We start from the raw sequence: 16,419 nt of genomic DNA, 5'->3' as shown, positions 1-16,419 counted from the left end.
CCTTTCAAATACAAAGGATGCTTTAGATGGTTGCTCAAATCCAAGAACTAGAAGCGCAGCACTGGGTTAAAACTCGTTCTTCCCTCGACCCTACCGAATCAACTTTCCTAATTTGGAAAGGTAAAATTTACGCCTTTATCCCCGGCGAGAAAAGACAACTCCTGTTTAAAATCTTGGGATTGAGCGTTAGCCGATGTATTCCCACAGCAGAAGGTAGTTGGGATTTTACTTCTAGGGAACTAACTTACTACCTCAACCCAAAAACAGATGAAATCTTACCCAAATGGGAGAATCCTTGGACAGGCGAGACAGTTCCGGTGATTCACGTTGCTAATAATCCAGTGCAGGGAACCTTTGAGGGAAATTTCCCCGCCCAAGTAGATGGTGATAGCACAACCTTCGTTTTTGATATATTTCCCTATTATCCCAATCCCTTAGCAGAGCCAAAATTTGCCGAATATAGCCCAAATCCAATTTATCAGGCGGCAGAATTGTTTAAATTAACAGTGCCAACCGCAGATTTATTCAACCCAGCCCTTTCCTCAGTTTCTGAACTCAAACTGAGTTGGGATCGGATTGGTCAATGGCTTCCCTGGATGAAAATGGGCGATCGCCCCGGTCAACTGATCTACAGTGCAGTTGGTAGCAAAGTTAATGGTTTAACAGAACTGCCCCCACTGCTGCAAGACGAAATTAATAATCGGATTCCTCTATATAAACAAGCCCCAAAAGCATTAATAGATGGGGAAGATATGACTTCCTGGTTATACTTCCAAAAGCATTTTCAAGCTTACTTAGCTGCTGAAATCTTCCCGCTTCCCCAAGCAGAAGAATTGTAAACTAGCTCGAAAGAACTATCGAACTATTGCCAGGAGATAGCTGATGGTGATCCGCGAAGCAAACTGCCACCAGGCTAATGCAGTCTGATATTAGTTCAATGTTAGTGTGGGTTTTAGCTGATAACCCCGCAGCCCATTTCTATCAAAGCCTTGGTGGTCAACAGGTGTATCAGAAGCAAATCAAGATTGCCACAGTAAAGCTAGTTGAGGTTGCATACGGTTGGATAGATACGCGAAGAGGGATAATTTAAAATTTGGCGATCGCTAAATTTGGGATTGAATAATGCTTACTGGGGACAAGCGGATAAGTCAACTAGGGGAATAAGGGAACTCCAAGAAATAAATTATCCAATCTTGTGGGGTGGGCGTCTCGCCCGCCCAAGTCATAGGGCGCTCATGTTGCCCACCCCACAAGAGTTAGTTGGATATTTTTTTATTTGTCAGTCCCTAACCGCTCGAAGGAATCTGGACAAAGCTACCCAAGAGCAACCAACCCAATCCCCAATCCCCAATTCACTCTTGACCTGAACAATCAAATAAATGTAAACCTAAGCGTTGGGAAAGTTCTTCACACACTTTTACCCCCCGTACACTATTACCACGCATATCCAGCAGGGGCGAAAAAACCCCAATGCCCATCTTATTGGGTACAACGGCCATAATCCCACCACAAATTCCGCTTTTCGCCGGAATCCCAATTTTGTAAGCCCACTCACCTGCAAAGTTGTACATCCCGCAGGTATACATCACACTCAAAATATCTTTGATATAACGCTTATCCACCGCTCGTTCTTTGGTAATGGGGTTAATACCTCTGTTAGCAAGGGTAGCCGCCATCACCGCTAAGTCTTGGCAATTCACCATCACAGCACACTGCTGGAAATAAAGATCCAGTGACTCTTCAATATTCCGGTCAATCATGCCAAAGTTGAGCATCAGATGAGCCATTGCGCGGTTACGATGCCCTGTACTCCGTTCTGAGGTAAAAACTGAAATGTCAACGAATACATCCCGGCCAATATATCGCCGAAACATATCTAGCATTCGGTTGAGGCGTTCCGTTGGCCCGGAACCTTTGATTAAGCTAGTGGTTGCGATGTCTACGACGGGCTACGCCTACGCACCTGCATTTACCATTGGATTATAAGGTCGCTTCGATTGCTCATCCAAAATAATCGCGTTGAATGCATCCCCCGTCGGTTCTACGCCAACTCTAGTTAAAACGTAATCCAGTCCATGATCTTCTAAGGCAAGTCCATAAGCAAATACCTTAGAAATTGACTGAATAGTAAACATCTGCTTGTAATCCCCAACTTTGTAAACCTGACCATCTACTGTCACAATGCAAATGCTGAACAAGTCCGGGTTTACCTTTGCCAGTTCGGGAATGTATTTTGCTACTGCACCCTCCCCCAATGATTTGTACTGGGAATGCAACTCGTTGAGAACAGCTTTTAATGGCGATGGTTGTATTTCTAAATCTCCTTGATCTGCTTGGTCTGTCATCAGGCTGATAGCATTTCCCAAAATATCTACTATATATAGATATAGTAAGAGCGCACATCCCTACAATTGCAAAGATTTTTGAAAATACAGCTTGCTCTAAAAAATCATACTTGAGCAATTACTGAGGGTCAAGAAGATATGCCGTTACTTTTGTTACACATATAATCTGTTATACAAGCGATCGCCAAGATTTCCTAGTTTTTTCATCATTAATCATAAAAAATATTAAGTTGAGTATAATCCTTTATTTGATACTCAGTAATACTGTTATTACAAGTTATATTTGTCACCAATTTCAGTCTAATTATATGGAATAAAAGTTATTATTGATCTAAGTAGAAAAAACTTTGAAAAAGATATTAAGCTCAAACTAATTTGCATAGTTATCTCAGATGTAACTCATGTCACGACTTATTCATAGAGAAATCTGAATATTTAATTAAATAAATGATTTTAAGTATTTATGCCGATGCTATTTAATTAAAGTTATATTACCTTCTTATAGGAAATAGCCAAAACAGATGTTACCTAGAATACACGGGTAGTTGCGAGCCTTTAGAACCGATGTGAATAGGGTATCGTGATTTTCGCGTACAATCAGCGTAAAGTTTTTTTAAGAAAATTTCGACTTGACAAAAAAAGCGTTACATAGCCGAAGCCCTCATTTGAGAAAGGTTTCACCCTTAAAACTGGAATTGGAATTTGACAAAGCTGCCAATAATTACGCTAAAACCCTGATCCCCAAGCCAAAAGGTTCATGCTAGTCTGTTGCAGTTATAAATAAAAAATGAAAAAAACGAGTTCGAGTTTTTCCAAAGAGGAGTCACTTTTAGAAAGTTACAAATCCGACGAATTACAAGACTTAAGTTCTACAGTCGCTTTAAAAATGGACGCATGAATCAAAGACATTTGTGGACTATTGTTGCCCTGTTTATGACTGTTTTGGGTATACCCTCAGTCGGTTGCACTCAAACCACCAAGGGAAATGCACTAGCATCCCAAAAATCACCTGCCCCTAATGTGACGAAGGTGGGAGAGTATCAATCAACAGCAGGAAAACAAACCTTGGATGCTGTGATTACAGAAATTCATCCTCACAACGTTAAGGGACGTAAGGCGGCAACCCTTTTTATCCGAAATATACCCGTTCTCACCTTTTTGAGTTCTGTATCAAATACAAATCTTGAAAGTAAAAAAGTTGGTGAAGTTGGAGATGCTGGGGGCGTACAATCGTACGCCCTTATTGCTAGCAAGTCACCAGAGATAGTGAGTACTGGTAACGTAATCGGAGTGAGTAACCAGATTAACTCTGTTGACAATGATCCGGTTCAGATAGCTGGTGTAATAGCAGCCAAGATCAACCAGTTGAACCGGCAAAATGTGGACGGGAGTAAGATTACCGTAAGTTGGCAAGCAGGGGACGAATCTACAGTTGCGAATCAAGCGCAAAACAAAAGCGCCCCCCTCAAGCAAAATGGCGATCGCTATGTAATCAAAGTTAATGGCGAAGAATTAGTCGAAATCAACGAAGGTACGCGATTAGCAGGTACCACCAACAATCTAGCGCAAGATGCATTGCAAGCAACCAATCGCCTGCGGAGACTACTAGGCAATGCGTCTCCCTTAAAAGAAATTGGTAATTTACCAGTGCGTCTGCCACTATCAATACCCAAATTGCCCCAAGAGATTTCCGTCGGCCCAGTGAAAATCTCTTTCAGAGGTATGGCTTCCTATTACGGCTATGATGGTTCTGGTAATCGTACTGCTAGCGGTCAGAGGTTCAATCCAGAAGGCATGACTGCCGCCCACCGCAGCTTACCCTTTGGTACGCAAGTCCGTGTCACCAACACCCGCAATGGTCGTTCTGTGGTCGTGCGGATCAATGACCGAGGTCCATTCGTTCGGGGTCGAGTCATAGACCTCTCAGCTGGTGCGGCTCGGATTTTGGGAATGATGGGCAGTGGCGTGGCACCAGTGCATATTGAAGTTTTGGGGAAATAAATTATTAGGGACTGGGGACTGGGGACTGGGGAATAGGGGTTTTTGCAATGCCCAATACTTCGGCTTCTCTACGAGACGCTACGCGAACGCGGTAGTTGAGCGTAGTCGAAACTCAGTACAAGTGCCCAATACAACTCTTGGAGAGGCTGCGCCAACGACTTCTCTACGAGACGCTACGCGAACGCGGTAGTTGAGCATAGTCGAAACTCAGTACAAGTGCCCAATTCCCAATTCCCAATTCCCAATTCCCAATTCCCAATTCCCAATTCCCAATTCCCAATTCCCAATTCCCAATTCCCAATTCCCAATTCCCAATACATAACAATTCCCCTAGTTCAATCATCTCTTCCCTCTATTCAGATATAAACTAACGGGGGAGGGATCGATAAGAATTAGGGGTATTTTTGTGCGCCTGCTGACAACAGTCGCAGCTTTACGCTGCTATTTAACTAAACGCTGCTCAGAAAACAAGCTGATTGGGGTTACTGAGGATCTGAGACTAGATGAGATGACTGGCTGGCACCAGACGGCTGTCGGTTTGGTGCCGACAATGGGGAATTTGCATCAAGGCCATTTAAACTTGATCCAACGGGCGCGGCAAGAAAATTCTACGGTGATTGTGAGTATTTTCATCAATCCTCTGCAATTTGCTCCCAATGAGGATTATCAACGTTATCCCCGCACTTTAGAGCCAGACCAACAACTTTGCGAACAAGCTGGGGTAGATGCCATTTTTGCACCGACTCCAGAAGAAATGGCAGTTCCCCAGAAGAGTATACAAGAATCAACGGTTACACAAGTTATCCCCCCATCTGCTATGATAACAGGCTTGTGTGGTCGTTCTCGGCTAGGTCACTTTCAGGGTGTCGCTACGATTGTGACCAAACTTTTCAACTTGGTACAGCCTGACCGTGCCTATTTTGGTCAAAAGGATGGTCAGCAACTGGCAATTATTAAACGCTTAGTCGCTGACTTAAATTTGCCAGTAGAAATTGTTGCTTGTCCAATAGTGCGGGAAGCGTCGGGTCTGGCCTTCAGTTCTCGGAATCAATATTTGTCTGCAACGGCAAAAGAGCAAGCAGCCGTGTTATGTCGCGGCTTGCGACGAGCTGAAACTGCATTCATTGCAGGCGATCGCGATCGCGACAAGTTGATAGCAATGGTACAGCAAGAAGTGGCAATGGTCAGCACGATTTTACTGGAATATATTGAATTAGTTGAACCGACTACGTTAATGTCTTTAGAAAAAGTTGAGGAGGAAGGAATGTTGGCGATCGCAGCTCGTCTTGGTGCTACACGTTTGATTGACAATATCATATTGCGCGATCGCCAACCCATTATCGCCATTGATGGTCCAGCCGGGGCTGGAAAATCCACAGTGGCGCGTCAAGTGGCAGCAAATCTGAATTTAGTCTACCTAGATTCTGGAGCCATGTACCGTGCTGTCACTTGGTTAGTATTGCAAAAGGGAATTGCCATTGATGATGAATGTGCGATCGCTGAATTAGTTAACCAGTGTAAAATTGAACTTACTCCCCATCAGGATTTGCAATCGACCGGGCGGGTTTTGATTGACGATACCGATGTTACCCAGGCAATTCGCACCATTGAGGTCACATCTCAGGTATCAGCGATCGCAGCCCAAAAATCTGTACGTCAAGCACTGGTTAAACAACAGCAAAGCTGGGGTAAAAAAGGTGGGTTAGTTGCTGAAGGACGGGACATCGGTACTCATGTATTTCCCGATGCCGAAGTGAAAATCTTCTTAACCGCTTCTGTAATTGAACGCGCCCGTCGTCGCCAGCAAGACTTTAGCAACCAAGGTCTACCTGAAGTGAGTTTAGAGCAGCTGGAACACGACATTGCCGAACGTGACTGGAAAGATAGCACTCGCAAAATTTCCCCTTTGCAAAAAGCAACGGATGCGATTGAAGTTAAAACTGATGGTCTAAAAGTGTCTGAAGTCACGGCACAAATTGTTAACTATTACCAGCAACGTTTATCCCAGTGGTAGTTACCGTGATTTGCTATTAGTTCTTTTAGTCTCAAAGGGTGGTGGGTGAGTGATTATTCACTTACCATCCTCAAACCTGCATTGATAAACAAAATAGATAATTTGACTAGGGGCTATCAACTCTTTCTAGTAAACAAGATTGTAAATTTATTTAAACATTAAAACATCTCGCTTTAGACTGACTTCTTACATTGCAACTAATCCTACTAAAGATAGAAGTATGAAAGCTTTAATTGTTAAATGCTAATTACTTATTGGCCTTTCGCTATGAAATATTAGCTATTTTTATTTATAGTCATGAATTCCTAGCGATTTGACTTATCACCGAAGTACTTTGTTTTCGTCTTCACTTTGGTAGTAGAATGACGATGTTAAGTTTTATGTTTCATCATGAAATACATAAAACTGTCAAAAACAGAGCTGCTAATTTCCGAAGCTTCTGCAATAGCTTTCAACTGGAAACCGGTAAAGAGAGGATTTCACAAATGGCATTTGTACAAGAACCCCTACCCTACGACTTTAATGCTCTAGAGCCTTATGGCATGAAAGCTGAGACTTTTGAGTATCACTATGGTAAACATCACAAGGCTTATGTAGATAACCTAAACAAGCTCACTGAAGGTACAGAACTTGCTGATAAGTCTTTGGAAGAGGTAATTAAAATTTCCTTTAAAGATTCCTCGAAAGCGGGAATCTTTAATAACGCGGCTCAAGTTTGGAACCACACCTTTTTCTGGAACTCTTTGAAGCCCGCAGGTGGTGGCGCACCCACTGGTGAACTTGCAGCCAAGATTGATCAAGCTTTTGGCAGCTTCGATAAACTCAAGGAAGAGTTCTCTAATGCAGCTACAACTCAGTTTGGCAGTGGTTGGGCTTGGTTGATTGATGATGGTGGTACGCTGAAGGTGATCAAGACACCCAATGCAGAGAACCCTCTAGCTCATGGTCAGAAAGCACTCCTAACCTTAGATGTTTGGGAACACGCCTATTACATCGATTTTAGAAATGCCCGTCCTGCATACATTAAAAACTTCCTTGACCAAGTAATCAACTGGGATTTCGCTGCTGAAAACTTGGCTCATGGGTAATCATATATCAGTTTTGAACTGATTACAGCAGATTGCGCTCTAATCAAATACACGTAGAGACGTAGCAGTGCTACATCTCTACAAGGTTTTGGGTTTTATATATGTACTTCATTTACCTGAAATCTGCTGTATGAGAGGGGTTTTTGCTAGCTAGGCTAATCGCCATTCATTTTTCCAGACTGATTCGCTTTTAGGAAGCGTCTTGGTTCCCTGGTTTTATGCAACTTAAATGCTTATTAGCTTATTCCCCGCTCTCTCCCGAGGCGGGGAATAAGCATCTAGAGAGTGCTTCTAATGCCGACAATATCCAACTTTACCATCAGGCATTGACAATTAAGCCAGATAATGATCATACTCTCTAAGAATTATAAAGCTATGCCTTATAGTAAATTCACTCTCAGTAAAGCTGTAGAGGATTTCCAACTGACAATCGTTGAAGGATCGCGTTTCCTGCCAGAAATTCCCTCAGTTACCCCTACCCCTTTGCTAGTGGATATTCTTAAAGAAACTATTCCCTGGGCGATCGCAGTGAGTACCGAGAAAGCCCGTTCTGAGGGTATAATTAATCCTGTGTTACTGGAGGTAAAACGCCAACTCAAAGGACAAATTAGCGTTTTCTCTGGCGAGGAATTTAATGTCGAACCGGAAGCTGAACTGACTGGCTATGTTGACTTTCTCATTAGTCGTTCCCCAGAGCAGCTATTTATCAAAGCCCCTGCGGTTATCCTGGTGGAAGCCAAAAAAGAAGACCTGAAACCAGCGCTAGGGCAATGCCTCGCCGAAATGGTTGCAGCTCAACGCTTTAACGAACAAAAGCAACAGCCGATTTCGACGATTTACGGAACGGTGAGTAGTGGCACGGTTTGGCGGTTTCTGAAGCTCGAAGAGCAATGCGTTACCATTGACCTTACAGATTACCCGCTCCCTCCTGTTGAGCAAATCTTGGGTTTTTTGCTTTGGATGGCGCAGGAGAATTGACACTCTCAGGCGATCGCTTCTTACCAACGTGCGATCGAAGTAAATCCAGATTACTCTTCGTCGCATAAACACTTAGGGGTTGTTTGAACAGTTTTTTTATATACACCTATGGAGATCCCCCTAAATCCCCCTTAAAAAGGGGGACTTTGAGACTCTTATTCCCCCCTTAAAAGGGGGGCTTTGATTCCGGTTCCCCCTTTTTTAAGGGGGGTTAGGGGGGATCTTTATACAACTTGATGCTTTTCAAACATCCTCTTAAGGGATAACATTATCAAAATATAAAAAAAATATATGGATAGCAAAGAACTAGCGCAATACATCGAAGCAACTAATAGCATTACTAAACCTTGGCTATTGGTACAACTGCGCCTCAAGAAATTGCAAGAGCGTCGAGTCACCCTTACAAACGATGTCTACACTAAAGAATTAGAAGATATTCACAAAGACTTGATGAATTTGGGGGAATGGTGGCGCGGTATTGAAGATGAGGTATTTTAAAGTTAGGAGTTAAGAGTTAGGAGTTTTCTAAGGGACTTCCAAATAAAAAAACATCCTAAATTTTCTTGTGGGACGGGTTTCCTAACCCGTCCCATATTCAGGGCGGGTAGGATACCCACCCCACAAGATTGATAACTTATTTCTTGGAAGTTTTTAACTCCTAACTCATAACTTCTCATTCCTAACTCCTAACTTTTCACTCCTAATTTAAAACGCAACCTGATGGCTCAAGCTCTCGATCAAGTCGATTACGATACTCTCGATGCCGCAAAACGCCGCTTCATCGATGCTGCAAAACGCACACTTGGCTTTGCGAGCGCTTATGGCATTGTGCCCGCGTCAGGTCTCGGAGCAAGTGCCAACGCTTTCAGCTTCAACCTCGCTGCCTTTCTAGAGGCTGGGGCTAAAGAACTTTCTATGACACTTGTTCCCGAAGGACTAGGCACCGCAGACGATACCCGCCCTGACGACCTCTGTGAAGAAGAGCTTCGACGATTCTGGTGGAATATCGGCATCAAGATTATCTCGTGTCTGACCAACGATGCCGCAACTTCAGGTATGCAGACTATACTTCTTGGTTTATATCTGCCGTCAAGCACTCCTGAAACAATCTTTACCCCCGCTTTTCTTGATGGATTTCTGGATGGAGTAGTTGAGGGGTGCAAACGAGTGGGGTGTGTCTATCTCTCAGGGGAAACTCCTCAACTAAAAACGAAGATGATTTCAGGGCGGCTCGACATTGCCGGCTCGGTTTTTGGGGTTATGCCGGCTGGTGTCGCTCCTATTGACAGCTCGCGTCTGGATGCCGGAAATACAATTGTTCTCGTTGAGAGTTCTGGCCCCCATGAGAATGGCTTTACCCCACTGCGAAAGCTTGCCGAATCTCTCCCTGATGGCTACAGAACGAAACTTCCAAGTGGGCAGGAGTTTTGGGAAGCGATGAATGCTGCATCCTATCTATATACACCTCTTGTACAGGCGGTGCTTGGTGAGGGAATTCGCCCCACTGCGATGGAGAATATCACTGGACATGGCTGGCAAAAGCTGATGCGGTCGGTGAAACCGCTTCGGTATGTCGTCGAAACAATGCTCCCAGTACCGGAGATATTTACCTTTGTTGAGGGTCATCTTGAGGGCGGGGCCGAAACGATGCTTTCTGTATTCAATTACGGTGCAGGATTTGCATTCTATACAGACTCGGAGCAGGATGCAGAGAAAATCATCATCCTTGCAAGAGAACATCAGCTAACGGCTGTGATTGCCGGAAGGGTTGAAGCGTCCCTTAGTCGTGAGGTGGTGGTAGAACCCCTTGGCGTCACGTTGAAGGGAGATTCTTTTGGGATTGCGCGAGGGGTATAGTGATTGACAAGCGATCGCCAGTTTTGTGAGACCTATTTTGACACTCCTCAGCCTAAAGGCGTGAGGATTCTTGATTCAACGAGTCCACTTAAATTAGGTTCCTTGCGTTACCTAACCCAGAGGTGGTTCTCTCCCCAAGCTTTAACTTTCGGTATGCCCTACCGTAGTTGCATTACTGCAAAATTTGTTTTTTGTTTAATGCTAGTCGTCTAGTCCCTGTGAATCTTTTATCTACTTTCAGGAGGCAGCGCGGTCTTGGGGTCTCCCCAAGTAGAGCGACTGCCGTGATGTGCAAAAGCACTACTAGAACAACAAGTAGAACCCTATAGATTCAATTGTCAAGGTACAGCGTCTGCGTATTAGGCAGCAATGGGGTTTTTTAAGTGGTTGATTACCCTTCCACTATCCGTATTTTACCAAAAGCCGTCGTAGAACGACGGGGTTTTAGACCCAAGTTTTTGATAAACTCACAGGATTTGCTTTTTTGTGAGATGCCTGGGTTGGGCTACGCCTACGCTAAATTCATTACTAGTGGTCTACCACATCAACAATGCTTGGTGAATAAGTTCGTAGTAAGGACTTTAGTCCTTGGCTTGAGGGGTGGAGCCGCTCACTACGAACTCCGCAAAGTTTGTTTGGCGAACTACTAGTTAGACAAAAGTTATAATCACTGAGATAGATAATAGTTTTTATACGCAATATAGAGTTATATTTTCGGCTGATTATAGATAATTACTCTACTAAACCTATAGTATCTAAGTCTTTTACCACAGATAGTATAGGCGTATTTACGAAAAGTTGGATGCAATTTTTCGTACTACTTAAAATCAAAGTAGTTCAAAACACCCATGACTACTGACGTTAAGATTTGCTAACGTAGTCTTAACATATTGAAAAATTTGCTGAGAAAACTGAGAAAGTAGCAGCCAACACTAATTTTTAGTGCGGGTTATTTCTAATCTCGTAGATGTGGCATTTTAGTGTGTTGAGAATATATATTTTTATTCAGAGGGAGTTATGGCTGTAAATTTAGCTCAGACTACTGCTTCGGCAGAACTTTTGAAGCAAGTATTCCATAACATTGATGCACATAGTTGTCCAAGGTTATTCAACTTTCACATGCACACTATCTACTCCGATGGAAGGTTGCAGCCGAGTGCATTGATGGAACAGGCGATCGCTATTGGACTAAAAGGGTTAGCCATCACCGATCATCATGGTATTATCGGCTACCAAGCATCACTTGCTTGGTTAGAAGATTGGAAGTGGAATAATCCTGGTGTAAGCACTCCTCACCTGTGGAGTGGCACAGAAATCAATGCCAACCTTTTGGATATAGAAGTTCACATTTTGGCTTATGCTTTTGCACCAGAACACCCTAGTATAAAACCCTATCTGCAAAGAAGGCCGACTACAGGGCAAGAATACCAGGCAAGTAACGTAATTGCAGCGATTCATGAAGCTGGGGGATTGGCAGTTTTGGCTCATCCAGCTCGTTACAAGCGATCGCATTTTGACTTAATTCCAGCTGCATCCCAAAAGGGTATCGATGGCGTGGAAACTTTCTATGCCTACAATAACCCTAACCCCTGGCAACCCAGCGTCTTGGAATCAGAACAAGTGCAAAAGTTGGCTGATGAATACTTTCTTCTCAATACCTGTGGTACTGATACCCACGGTTTGAGTCTGCTACAACGCTTGTAAAGATGAATCCTTTTTTTTTGAAATCTCCTGGTTCAATGTGCCAGGAGGTTATTTTTTTGGGTATTGATGAAGAGGCAAGCCTGATATCACATTTAACATTTAACTTGCATGATTAGGGCGGGCAAGATGCCCACCCCACAAGACTTATGTTTAATTCATTTATGCAAATTAGATGTTTTTCAGCTTATCAACCGACATTTCGCAGGTTAGTTTGAAAATCAGGGTATTTGCTCTAACTAAACAAAGAAACTGCTGACTGCAATATTTCCCAACGCGGGTAAAGTACCTGTTAATCCTGTTAAATTGACTAACAAATCACTACTTGCCTGAAAACCAGCAGTGCTATCGTTAACCGCCAGATAAGTTCCCGCGAGCGCTCCACTTGTGACTTTGACTAAGACTGCACCATTCACCCCTAAAGTTTGATTTCCGGCTAAGGCACCATTAGCATCGGTAAATACCTGATTAGCTAAATTTAGTAAGGTGGTGACAGTGCTATCGGCTGCACGGGTAAAACTGCTAGGTGCATTCGCGGCTAGTCCGCCTTGAGTCAGTAAATCAATTTTATCTGTGCCAATGGTGAAGTCAGTAATGCGATCGCTTGCTGATACTGTTGATTGTCCAAACTGGAAGATGAATCTATCTGCGCCTTGGCCGCCAGTTAGAGTATCAGCACCAGCACCACCATTCAAAATATCATTTCCATTGTCGCCATTAATAACATTGGCTCCAAAGTTGCCGGTGAGGATGTCATCGAAAATCGAGCCTTTGATGTTTTCAACGTTAGAAATAAAATCGGTTCCTGCAATCTATTTAGTGATTGATTGGACAAATTGGGCTTGTTTAAATAGCATTTTTTTATATCTCTGAATAGAGAAAAATAAGATACTTATTTTGAATCTTTTTAAAAGCCTCATTTTTTGAGCAAAGCTAAAAATCATTTCGGACTTTAACTTCTTCCACCAATCTTCATCCATTGCCTTATCCCACTATCTAACAGTAATTAACGCTGAGAAATAAGCTTATTTTTCTGCTAACTCTCGCAAGAAGCTAGTTTGAACTTCTCGCAGTTCAACTTCTGGGTTGGTGGTTTGGATTGCCTCATCCAACAGATGCAACTTGCAGAGATTCAACTAGGCGAGTCACCCGTTCTCTGATTTCATCCCGTACACGAGGAAAAATTTCTGGTTGCTCTGCCGGATCATCCAATTGCCAATCTTCAAATACTTCCCGTGTTAACCACTCTGGAGGCAAATTCACACCACACCCACACAACGAAATCACCATATCAAAATTCTCTGATTTGAATTCACTCAAAGTTTTCGAGGTTTGAGCGCTAATATCAATACCTGCATCTTTCATGGTGGCGATCGCTTCTGGTCTGACCTGACTTGCTTCTAACCCAGAGCTAATTACTTCAATCTTTCCCTGACCAATAGTTTTAGCAAAACCTTCTGCCATTTGGGAACGGGCAGAATTCTTTTTACAGACAAACATCACACGTTTCATGGTTCAACTCCTCCAAATAATTTGAGTAAATTTAAAAGGTTCTCGATTCAGATGGCGAAAAATAACGTTTTTCAAACCAGAAGGCAACATTAACCAGACCAATCAATACAGGCACTTCCACCAGAGGTCCGACGACGGCGGCAAAAGCAACACCCGAATTAATGCCAAAGACTGCGATCGCCACTGCGATCGCTAATTCAAAATTATTCCCGGCGGCTGTAAAGGCCACACTTGCGGCTCTAGAATAATCTGTCTTAATCCGCCAAGCCATGTAAAAGCTGACCACAAACATGATCGCGAAGTAAATGATCATTGGAATTGCAATCTTCACCACATCTAAGGGGATCTGAACGATCAAATTCCCTTTCAAGCTGAACATGACCACGATTGTAAATAACAGCGCAATCAGCGTGATGGGGCTGATTTTAGGTACAAATTCTTCGTGATACCACTGCCTACTTTTCAGTTTTACTAAGAAGTAACGAGTGAAAAATCCCGCTAAAAAGGGAATACCGAGATAGATAAACACACTTTTGGCAATCTCGGCAATGCTGACATTCACAACACTGCCTTGTAACCCAAATAGTGGCGGCAGTACAGTGATGAAAAACCAGGCATAAGGACTATAAAAGATGACTTGAAAGATGCTGTTGAAGGCAACCAATCCAGCCGTGTACTCTGTATTGCCTCGTGCTAAATCACTCCACACAACTACCATTGCAATACATCGGGCTAATCCAATCAGAATCAATCCCGTCATGTATTCTGGATAACTGTGCAAGAAGATAGTCGCCAGAGCAAACATCAAAATTGGCCCAATAATCCAATTCTGAATTAGTGACAGGCCAAGAATTTTTCCGTTGCGAAATACATCCCCTAATTCTTCATACCGCACCTTGGCTAAGGGTGGATACATCATCAGAATTAAGCCAATGGCGATGGGTATATTGGTTGTTCCTACTTGAAACTGGTTGATAAACGCTTCTACTCCAGGAAAGAAATAGCCCAGAGCAACACCGATCGCCATTGCTAAAAAAATCCACAAGGTCAAGAAGCGGTCAATAAAGGAGAGGCGTTTTAAAGTCTTTTTGTTCATTGACCTATACAAGAGCATATCTCTATCATTTCAAAAAAAATTGATTTGTCAATGCTTGTAGAGGTAGAAGTAAACAAAATATTACAAAAAAAGTTGATGGATTTTTAAGTCTCGCAGGGACGAGTAGGTAATATTGGGCTAAAGCGGCGGAATTCTGCTAGATACTGCTCTAGGGCAACAAACTGTGGCAGATTGAGGCTGTAATAAATCCAGCGCCCTTCTTGACGAGGGCGAACTAAACCCACTTCTTTCAGGGTTTTGAGGTGAAAAGACAGTTTAGACTGAGTGGTTCCCAGGTGGTCGCACAGGTCACACACACATAGTTCTTGAGAGCGCAGTAGTTCTAAGACCTGAATCCGTAGGGGGTCAGATAGGGCATGAAAGCCAGCTGCGATCGTCTCAGGAGTGAAGGTGCTATTAGGAGGCATCAAATTTTCTTGAAGTGTTTCTTTATGGTAAACAATACCTTTACCAAAAAGAAAGGTAGGTCTATAGTCGATTCTTAGTGGGAATCACAATCATCGAGAAATATGGTACTTCAGCTGGATCAACTTCATCCAGAGGTACGATGCGTTGTTGTGATGTTGATGCCCGCTCAATATATCTTGCCCGTGATGCTAGCCCTAATTTATGCAGGATATCCCGCACTTTAGTAAAGTGACGACCTAGCTTCATAATTGCGGCTGCGTCGGTTATCAGCAGATGTGTAGTCAGTTCTTCTGCTGGCAATGGGGCGGGTAAGACTGTGAGGATGTCGTTGTAGTAGGTGAAAGGTACACCCAAGGCTACTGGACAAGCCATCAATGAAGAAACTCCAGGGACAACTTCTGTTTCGTACTGGTCACATAACCGGGTGAAGAGGTACATGAATGAGCCATAGAAAAATGGATCTCCCTCACATAACACAACGACGTCTCGACCGGCTGCTAAATGGTCGGCGATGGGTTGAATTTCGTTGTCATAAATAGACTTGGCCTTTTCTGGTTCCAAAGCGCGGGGGAGGTGAAATAATACCTCGATTTGATTGCCAGGAAGATACTGCGCTACGATCGCTCTAGCAATACTTTGTTTATCTTTGGCTGATTGATAAGCTACCACAGGAGCGGCACGCAATAGCCGCAGCGCCTTCAGAGTCAATAGTTCTGGATCGCCTGGCCCGACACCAATTCCATAGAGACGACCTTTGGGTTTCATATTCATTCTTCCTCCGTTGCCAGGGCGTTAACTGCTGCTGCGGCGATCGCACTTCCACCGCGCCGACCGTGTAATGTTAAAAATGGTACATTTCTGCTGTCTGCTGCCAATGCTGCTTTCGATTCGGCTGCACCGACAAAACCCACTGGAAAACCTAAGATAATCGCAGGTTTGGGTATTCCTTCATCGAGCATTTCTAACAGCCGGAATAGTGCTGTGGGCGCATTACCAATTGCGATCACTGATCCTTCGAGGTGCGATCGCCATAATTCTAAAGCTGCCGCCGACCTTGTAGTACCCATTCCCTGGGCAATTTCTGGCACTTCCGGCTCATTGAGAGTGCAGATAACTTGATTATTTGCAGACAACCGCCGCCTAGTAACGCCATCGGCAACCATCCGGCAATCGCAGAGAATTGGCGCTCCTGCTGCCAGTGCAGCCCTCGCGGATTGTACTGCTGTTGATGAATATCCCAAGTCAGTCACGATATCCGTCATTCCACAGGCATGGATTAGACGTACAGCAACTTTTGCTACATCTGGTGGCAGCACATCGAGGTTCGCTTCTGACCGGATGATTGCGAAGGAATTACGGTAAATTTCGTTGGCATCTCGGATGTAGTCGGGCATTCAA

At 43.6% G+C, this 16,419-nt stretch carries 17 protein-coding genes and 2 pseudogenes; 11 read left to right on the top strand and 8 right to left on the bottom strand.

Annotated elements, in window-relative coordinates; all coding sequences use genetic code 11:
- Positions 1–26 precede the first annotated feature (26 nt).
- Positions 27–839, top strand: coding sequence for a DUF1838 domain-containing protein (locus V7K50_RS22035; RefSeq protein WP_334963728.1), 813 nt, complete (start codon positions 27–29; stop codon positions 837–839).
- A 65-nt stretch (positions 840–904) separates the two neighbouring features.
- Positions 905–1,090 (top strand): annotated as a pseudogene (locus tag V7K50_RS22030) (GNAT family N-acetyltransferase); the annotation flags it as partial.
- Positions 1,091–1,352: 262 nt separating this feature from the next.
- Here V7K50_RS22030 and glsA read toward each other — a convergent pair.
- A pseudogene (glsA, locus tag V7K50_RS22025) lies at positions 1,353–2,345 on the bottom strand (glutaminase A).
- Between the two features lie 894 nt (positions 2,346–3,239).
- Between glsA and V7K50_RS22020 the strand changes: the two are divergent.
- The gene (locus V7K50_RS22020) at positions 3,240–4,346 is read left to right on the top strand and encodes a septal ring lytic transglycosylase RlpA family protein (protein WP_334963726.1); all 1,107 of its coding nucleotides are present in this window, start codon (positions 3,240–3,242) and stop codon (positions 4,344–4,346) included.
- 163 nt (positions 4,347–4,509) lie between these two features.
- On the opposite strand, the gene V7K50_RS22015 is transcribed toward V7K50_RS22020, so the two are convergent.
- Positions 4,510–4,689, bottom strand: a complete 180-nt coding sequence (locus V7K50_RS22015; RefSeq protein ID WP_334963724.1) for a hypothetical protein — start codon at positions 4,687–4,689, stop codon at positions 4,510–4,512.
- A 63-nt stretch (positions 4,690–4,752) separates the two neighbouring features.
- Here V7K50_RS22015 and V7K50_RS22010 point away from each other — a divergent pair, with 63 nt between their 5' ends.
- From V7K50_RS22010 to V7K50_RS21980, 8 genes are all read left to right on the top strand, one after another.
- Positions 4,753–6,360, top strand: a complete 1,608-nt coding sequence (locus V7K50_RS22010; RefSeq protein ID WP_334963722.1) for a bifunctional pantoate--beta-alanine ligase/(d)CMP kinase — start codon at positions 4,753–4,755, stop codon at positions 6,358–6,360.
- A gap of 485 nt (positions 6,361–6,845) precedes the next feature.
- Positions 6,846–7,448, top strand: coding sequence for a superoxide dismutase (locus tag V7K50_RS22005; protein WP_334963720.1), 603 nt, complete (start codon positions 6,846–6,848; stop codon positions 7,446–7,448).
- A 375-nt stretch (positions 7,449–7,823) separates the two neighbouring features.
- Positions 7,824–8,426: a hypothetical protein gene (locus V7K50_RS22000; protein WP_334963718.1), complete on the top strand. Its 603-nt coding sequence runs from the start codon at positions 7,824–7,826 to the stop codon at positions 8,424–8,426.
- 12 nt (positions 8,427–8,438) lie between these two features.
- A complete protein-coding gene (locus tag V7K50_RS30795) occupies positions 8,439–8,513 on the top strand; it encodes a hypothetical protein (protein WP_442944653.1) in 75 nt (24 codons plus the stop codon).
- A gap of 204 nt (positions 8,514–8,717) precedes the next feature.
- Positions 8,718–8,924 (top strand): hypothetical protein, encoded by a 207-nt coding sequence (locus V7K50_RS21995; protein WP_334963716.1) that lies wholly within the window; start codon positions 8,718–8,720, stop codon positions 8,922–8,924.
- Between the two features lie 222 nt (positions 8,925–9,146).
- Positions 9,147–10,283 (top strand): AIR synthase related protein, encoded by a 1,137-nt coding sequence (locus V7K50_RS21990; RefSeq protein ID WP_334963714.1) that lies wholly within the window; start codon positions 9,147–9,149, stop codon positions 10,281–10,283.
- A gap of 383 nt (positions 10,284–10,666) precedes the next feature.
- On the top strand, positions 10,667–10,933 hold the full coding sequence (locus tag V7K50_RS21985) for a hypothetical protein (protein WP_334963711.1): 267 nt from the start codon (positions 10,667–10,669) through the stop codon (positions 10,931–10,933).
- A gap of 367 nt (positions 10,934–11,300) precedes the next feature.
- Positions 11,301–11,987: a PHP domain-containing protein gene (locus V7K50_RS21980; RefSeq protein WP_334963709.1), complete on the top strand. Its 687-nt coding sequence runs from the start codon at positions 11,301–11,303 to the stop codon at positions 11,985–11,987.
- Positions 11,988–12,223: 236 nt separating this feature from the next.
- Here V7K50_RS21980 and V7K50_RS21975 read toward each other — a convergent pair whose 3' ends face one another.
- The 6 genes from V7K50_RS21975 to V7K50_RS21950 all read right to left on the bottom strand — a co-directional run bounded on the left by V7K50_RS21975 (position 12,224) and on the right by V7K50_RS21950 (position 16,415).
- Positions 12,224–12,748, bottom strand: a complete 525-nt coding sequence (locus tag V7K50_RS21975; protein ID WP_442944652.1) for a bluetail domain-containing putative surface protein — start codon at positions 12,746–12,748, stop codon at positions 12,224–12,226.
- 340 nt (positions 12,749–13,088) lie between these two features.
- Positions 13,089–13,496 (bottom strand): arsenate reductase, glutathione/glutaredoxin type, encoded by a 408-nt coding sequence (gene arsC, locus V7K50_RS21970; protein ID WP_334963706.1) that lies wholly within the window; start codon positions 13,494–13,496, stop codon positions 13,089–13,091.
- Between the two features lie 31 nt (positions 13,497–13,527).
- Positions 13,528–14,592 (bottom strand): ACR3 family arsenite efflux transporter, encoded by a 1,065-nt coding sequence (arsB, locus tag V7K50_RS21965; protein ID WP_334963704.1) that lies wholly within the window; start codon positions 14,590–14,592, stop codon positions 13,528–13,530.
- Positions 14,593–14,696: 104 nt separating this feature from the next.
- Entirely contained in the window at positions 14,697–15,020 is a 324-nt protein-coding gene (locus V7K50_RS21960) for an ArsR/SmtB family transcription factor (RefSeq protein WP_334963702.1), read from the bottom strand.
- Between the two features lie 61 nt (positions 15,021–15,081).
- Complete coding sequence (locus V7K50_RS21955) at positions 15,082–15,786, bottom strand: precorrin-2 C(20)-methyltransferase (protein ID WP_334963700.1); 705 nt, start codon at positions 15,784–15,786, stop codon at positions 15,082–15,084.
- Positions 15,787–15,788: 2 nt separating this feature from the next.
- Positions 15,789–16,415 (bottom strand): precorrin-8X methylmutase, encoded by a 627-nt coding sequence (locus tag V7K50_RS21950; protein ID WP_334963698.1) that lies wholly within the window; start codon positions 16,413–16,415, stop codon positions 15,789–15,791.
- Positions 16,416–16,419 lie beyond the last annotated feature (4 nt).

The sequence above is a fragment of the Nostoc sp. genome, assembly GCF_036917135.1.
GTDB lineage: Bacteria > Cyanobacteriota > Cyanobacteriia > Cyanobacteriales > Nostocaceae > Nostoc.
Note: the sequence above shows the minus strand (reverse complement) of the source record. Positions and strands in the feature narration are given on the sequence as shown.

Excerpts from the sequence above, each read along its gene's own strand:
- V7K50_RS22035 (WP_334963728.1), top strand. The coding sequence starts at position 27 with ATGGTTGCTCAAATCCAAGAACTAGAAGCGCAGCACTGGGTTAAAACT.
- V7K50_RS22020 (WP_334963726.1), top strand. The coding sequence starts at position 3,240 with ATGAATCAAAGACATTTGTGGACTATTGTTGCCCTGTTTATGACTGTT.
- V7K50_RS22015 (WP_334963724.1), bottom strand. The coding sequence starts at position 4,689 with ATGATTGAACTAGGGGAATTGTTATGTATTGGGAATTGGGAATTGGGA.
- V7K50_RS22005 (WP_334963720.1), top strand. The coding sequence starts at position 6,846 with ATGGCATTTGTACAAGAACCCCTACCCTACGACTTTAATGCTCTAGAG.
- V7K50_RS22000 (WP_334963718.1), top strand. The coding sequence starts at position 7,824 with ATGCCTTATAGTAAATTCACTCTCAGTAAAGCTGTAGAGGATTTCCAA.
- V7K50_RS21995 (WP_334963716.1), top strand. The coding sequence starts at position 8,718 with ATGGATAGCAAAGAACTAGCGCAATACATCGAAGCAACTAATAGCATT.
- V7K50_RS21990 (WP_334963714.1), top strand. The coding sequence starts at position 9,147 with ATGGCTCAAGCTCTCGATCAAGTCGATTACGATACTCTCGATGCCGCA.
- V7K50_RS21980 (WP_334963709.1), top strand. The coding sequence starts at position 11,301 with ATGGCTGTAAATTTAGCTCAGACTACTGCTTCGGCAGAACTTTTGAAG.
- arsC (WP_334963706.1), bottom strand. The coding sequence starts at position 13,496 with ATGAAACGTGTGATGTTTGTCTGTAAAAAGAATTCTGCCCGTTCCCAA.
- arsB (WP_334963704.1), bottom strand. The coding sequence starts at position 14,592 with ATGAACAAAAAGACTTTAAAACGCCTCTCCTTTATTGACCGCTTCTTG.
- V7K50_RS21960 (WP_334963702.1), bottom strand. The coding sequence starts at position 15,020 with ATGCCTCCTAATAGCACCTTCACTCCTGAGACGATCGCAGCTGGCTTT.
- V7K50_RS21955 (WP_334963700.1), bottom strand. The coding sequence starts at position 15,786 with ATGAAACCCAAAGGTCGTCTCTATGGAATTGGTGTCGGGCCAGGCGAT.
- V7K50_RS21950 (WP_334963698.1), bottom strand. The coding sequence starts at position 16,415 with ATGCCCGACTACATCCGAGATGCCAACGAAATTTACCGTAATTCCTTC.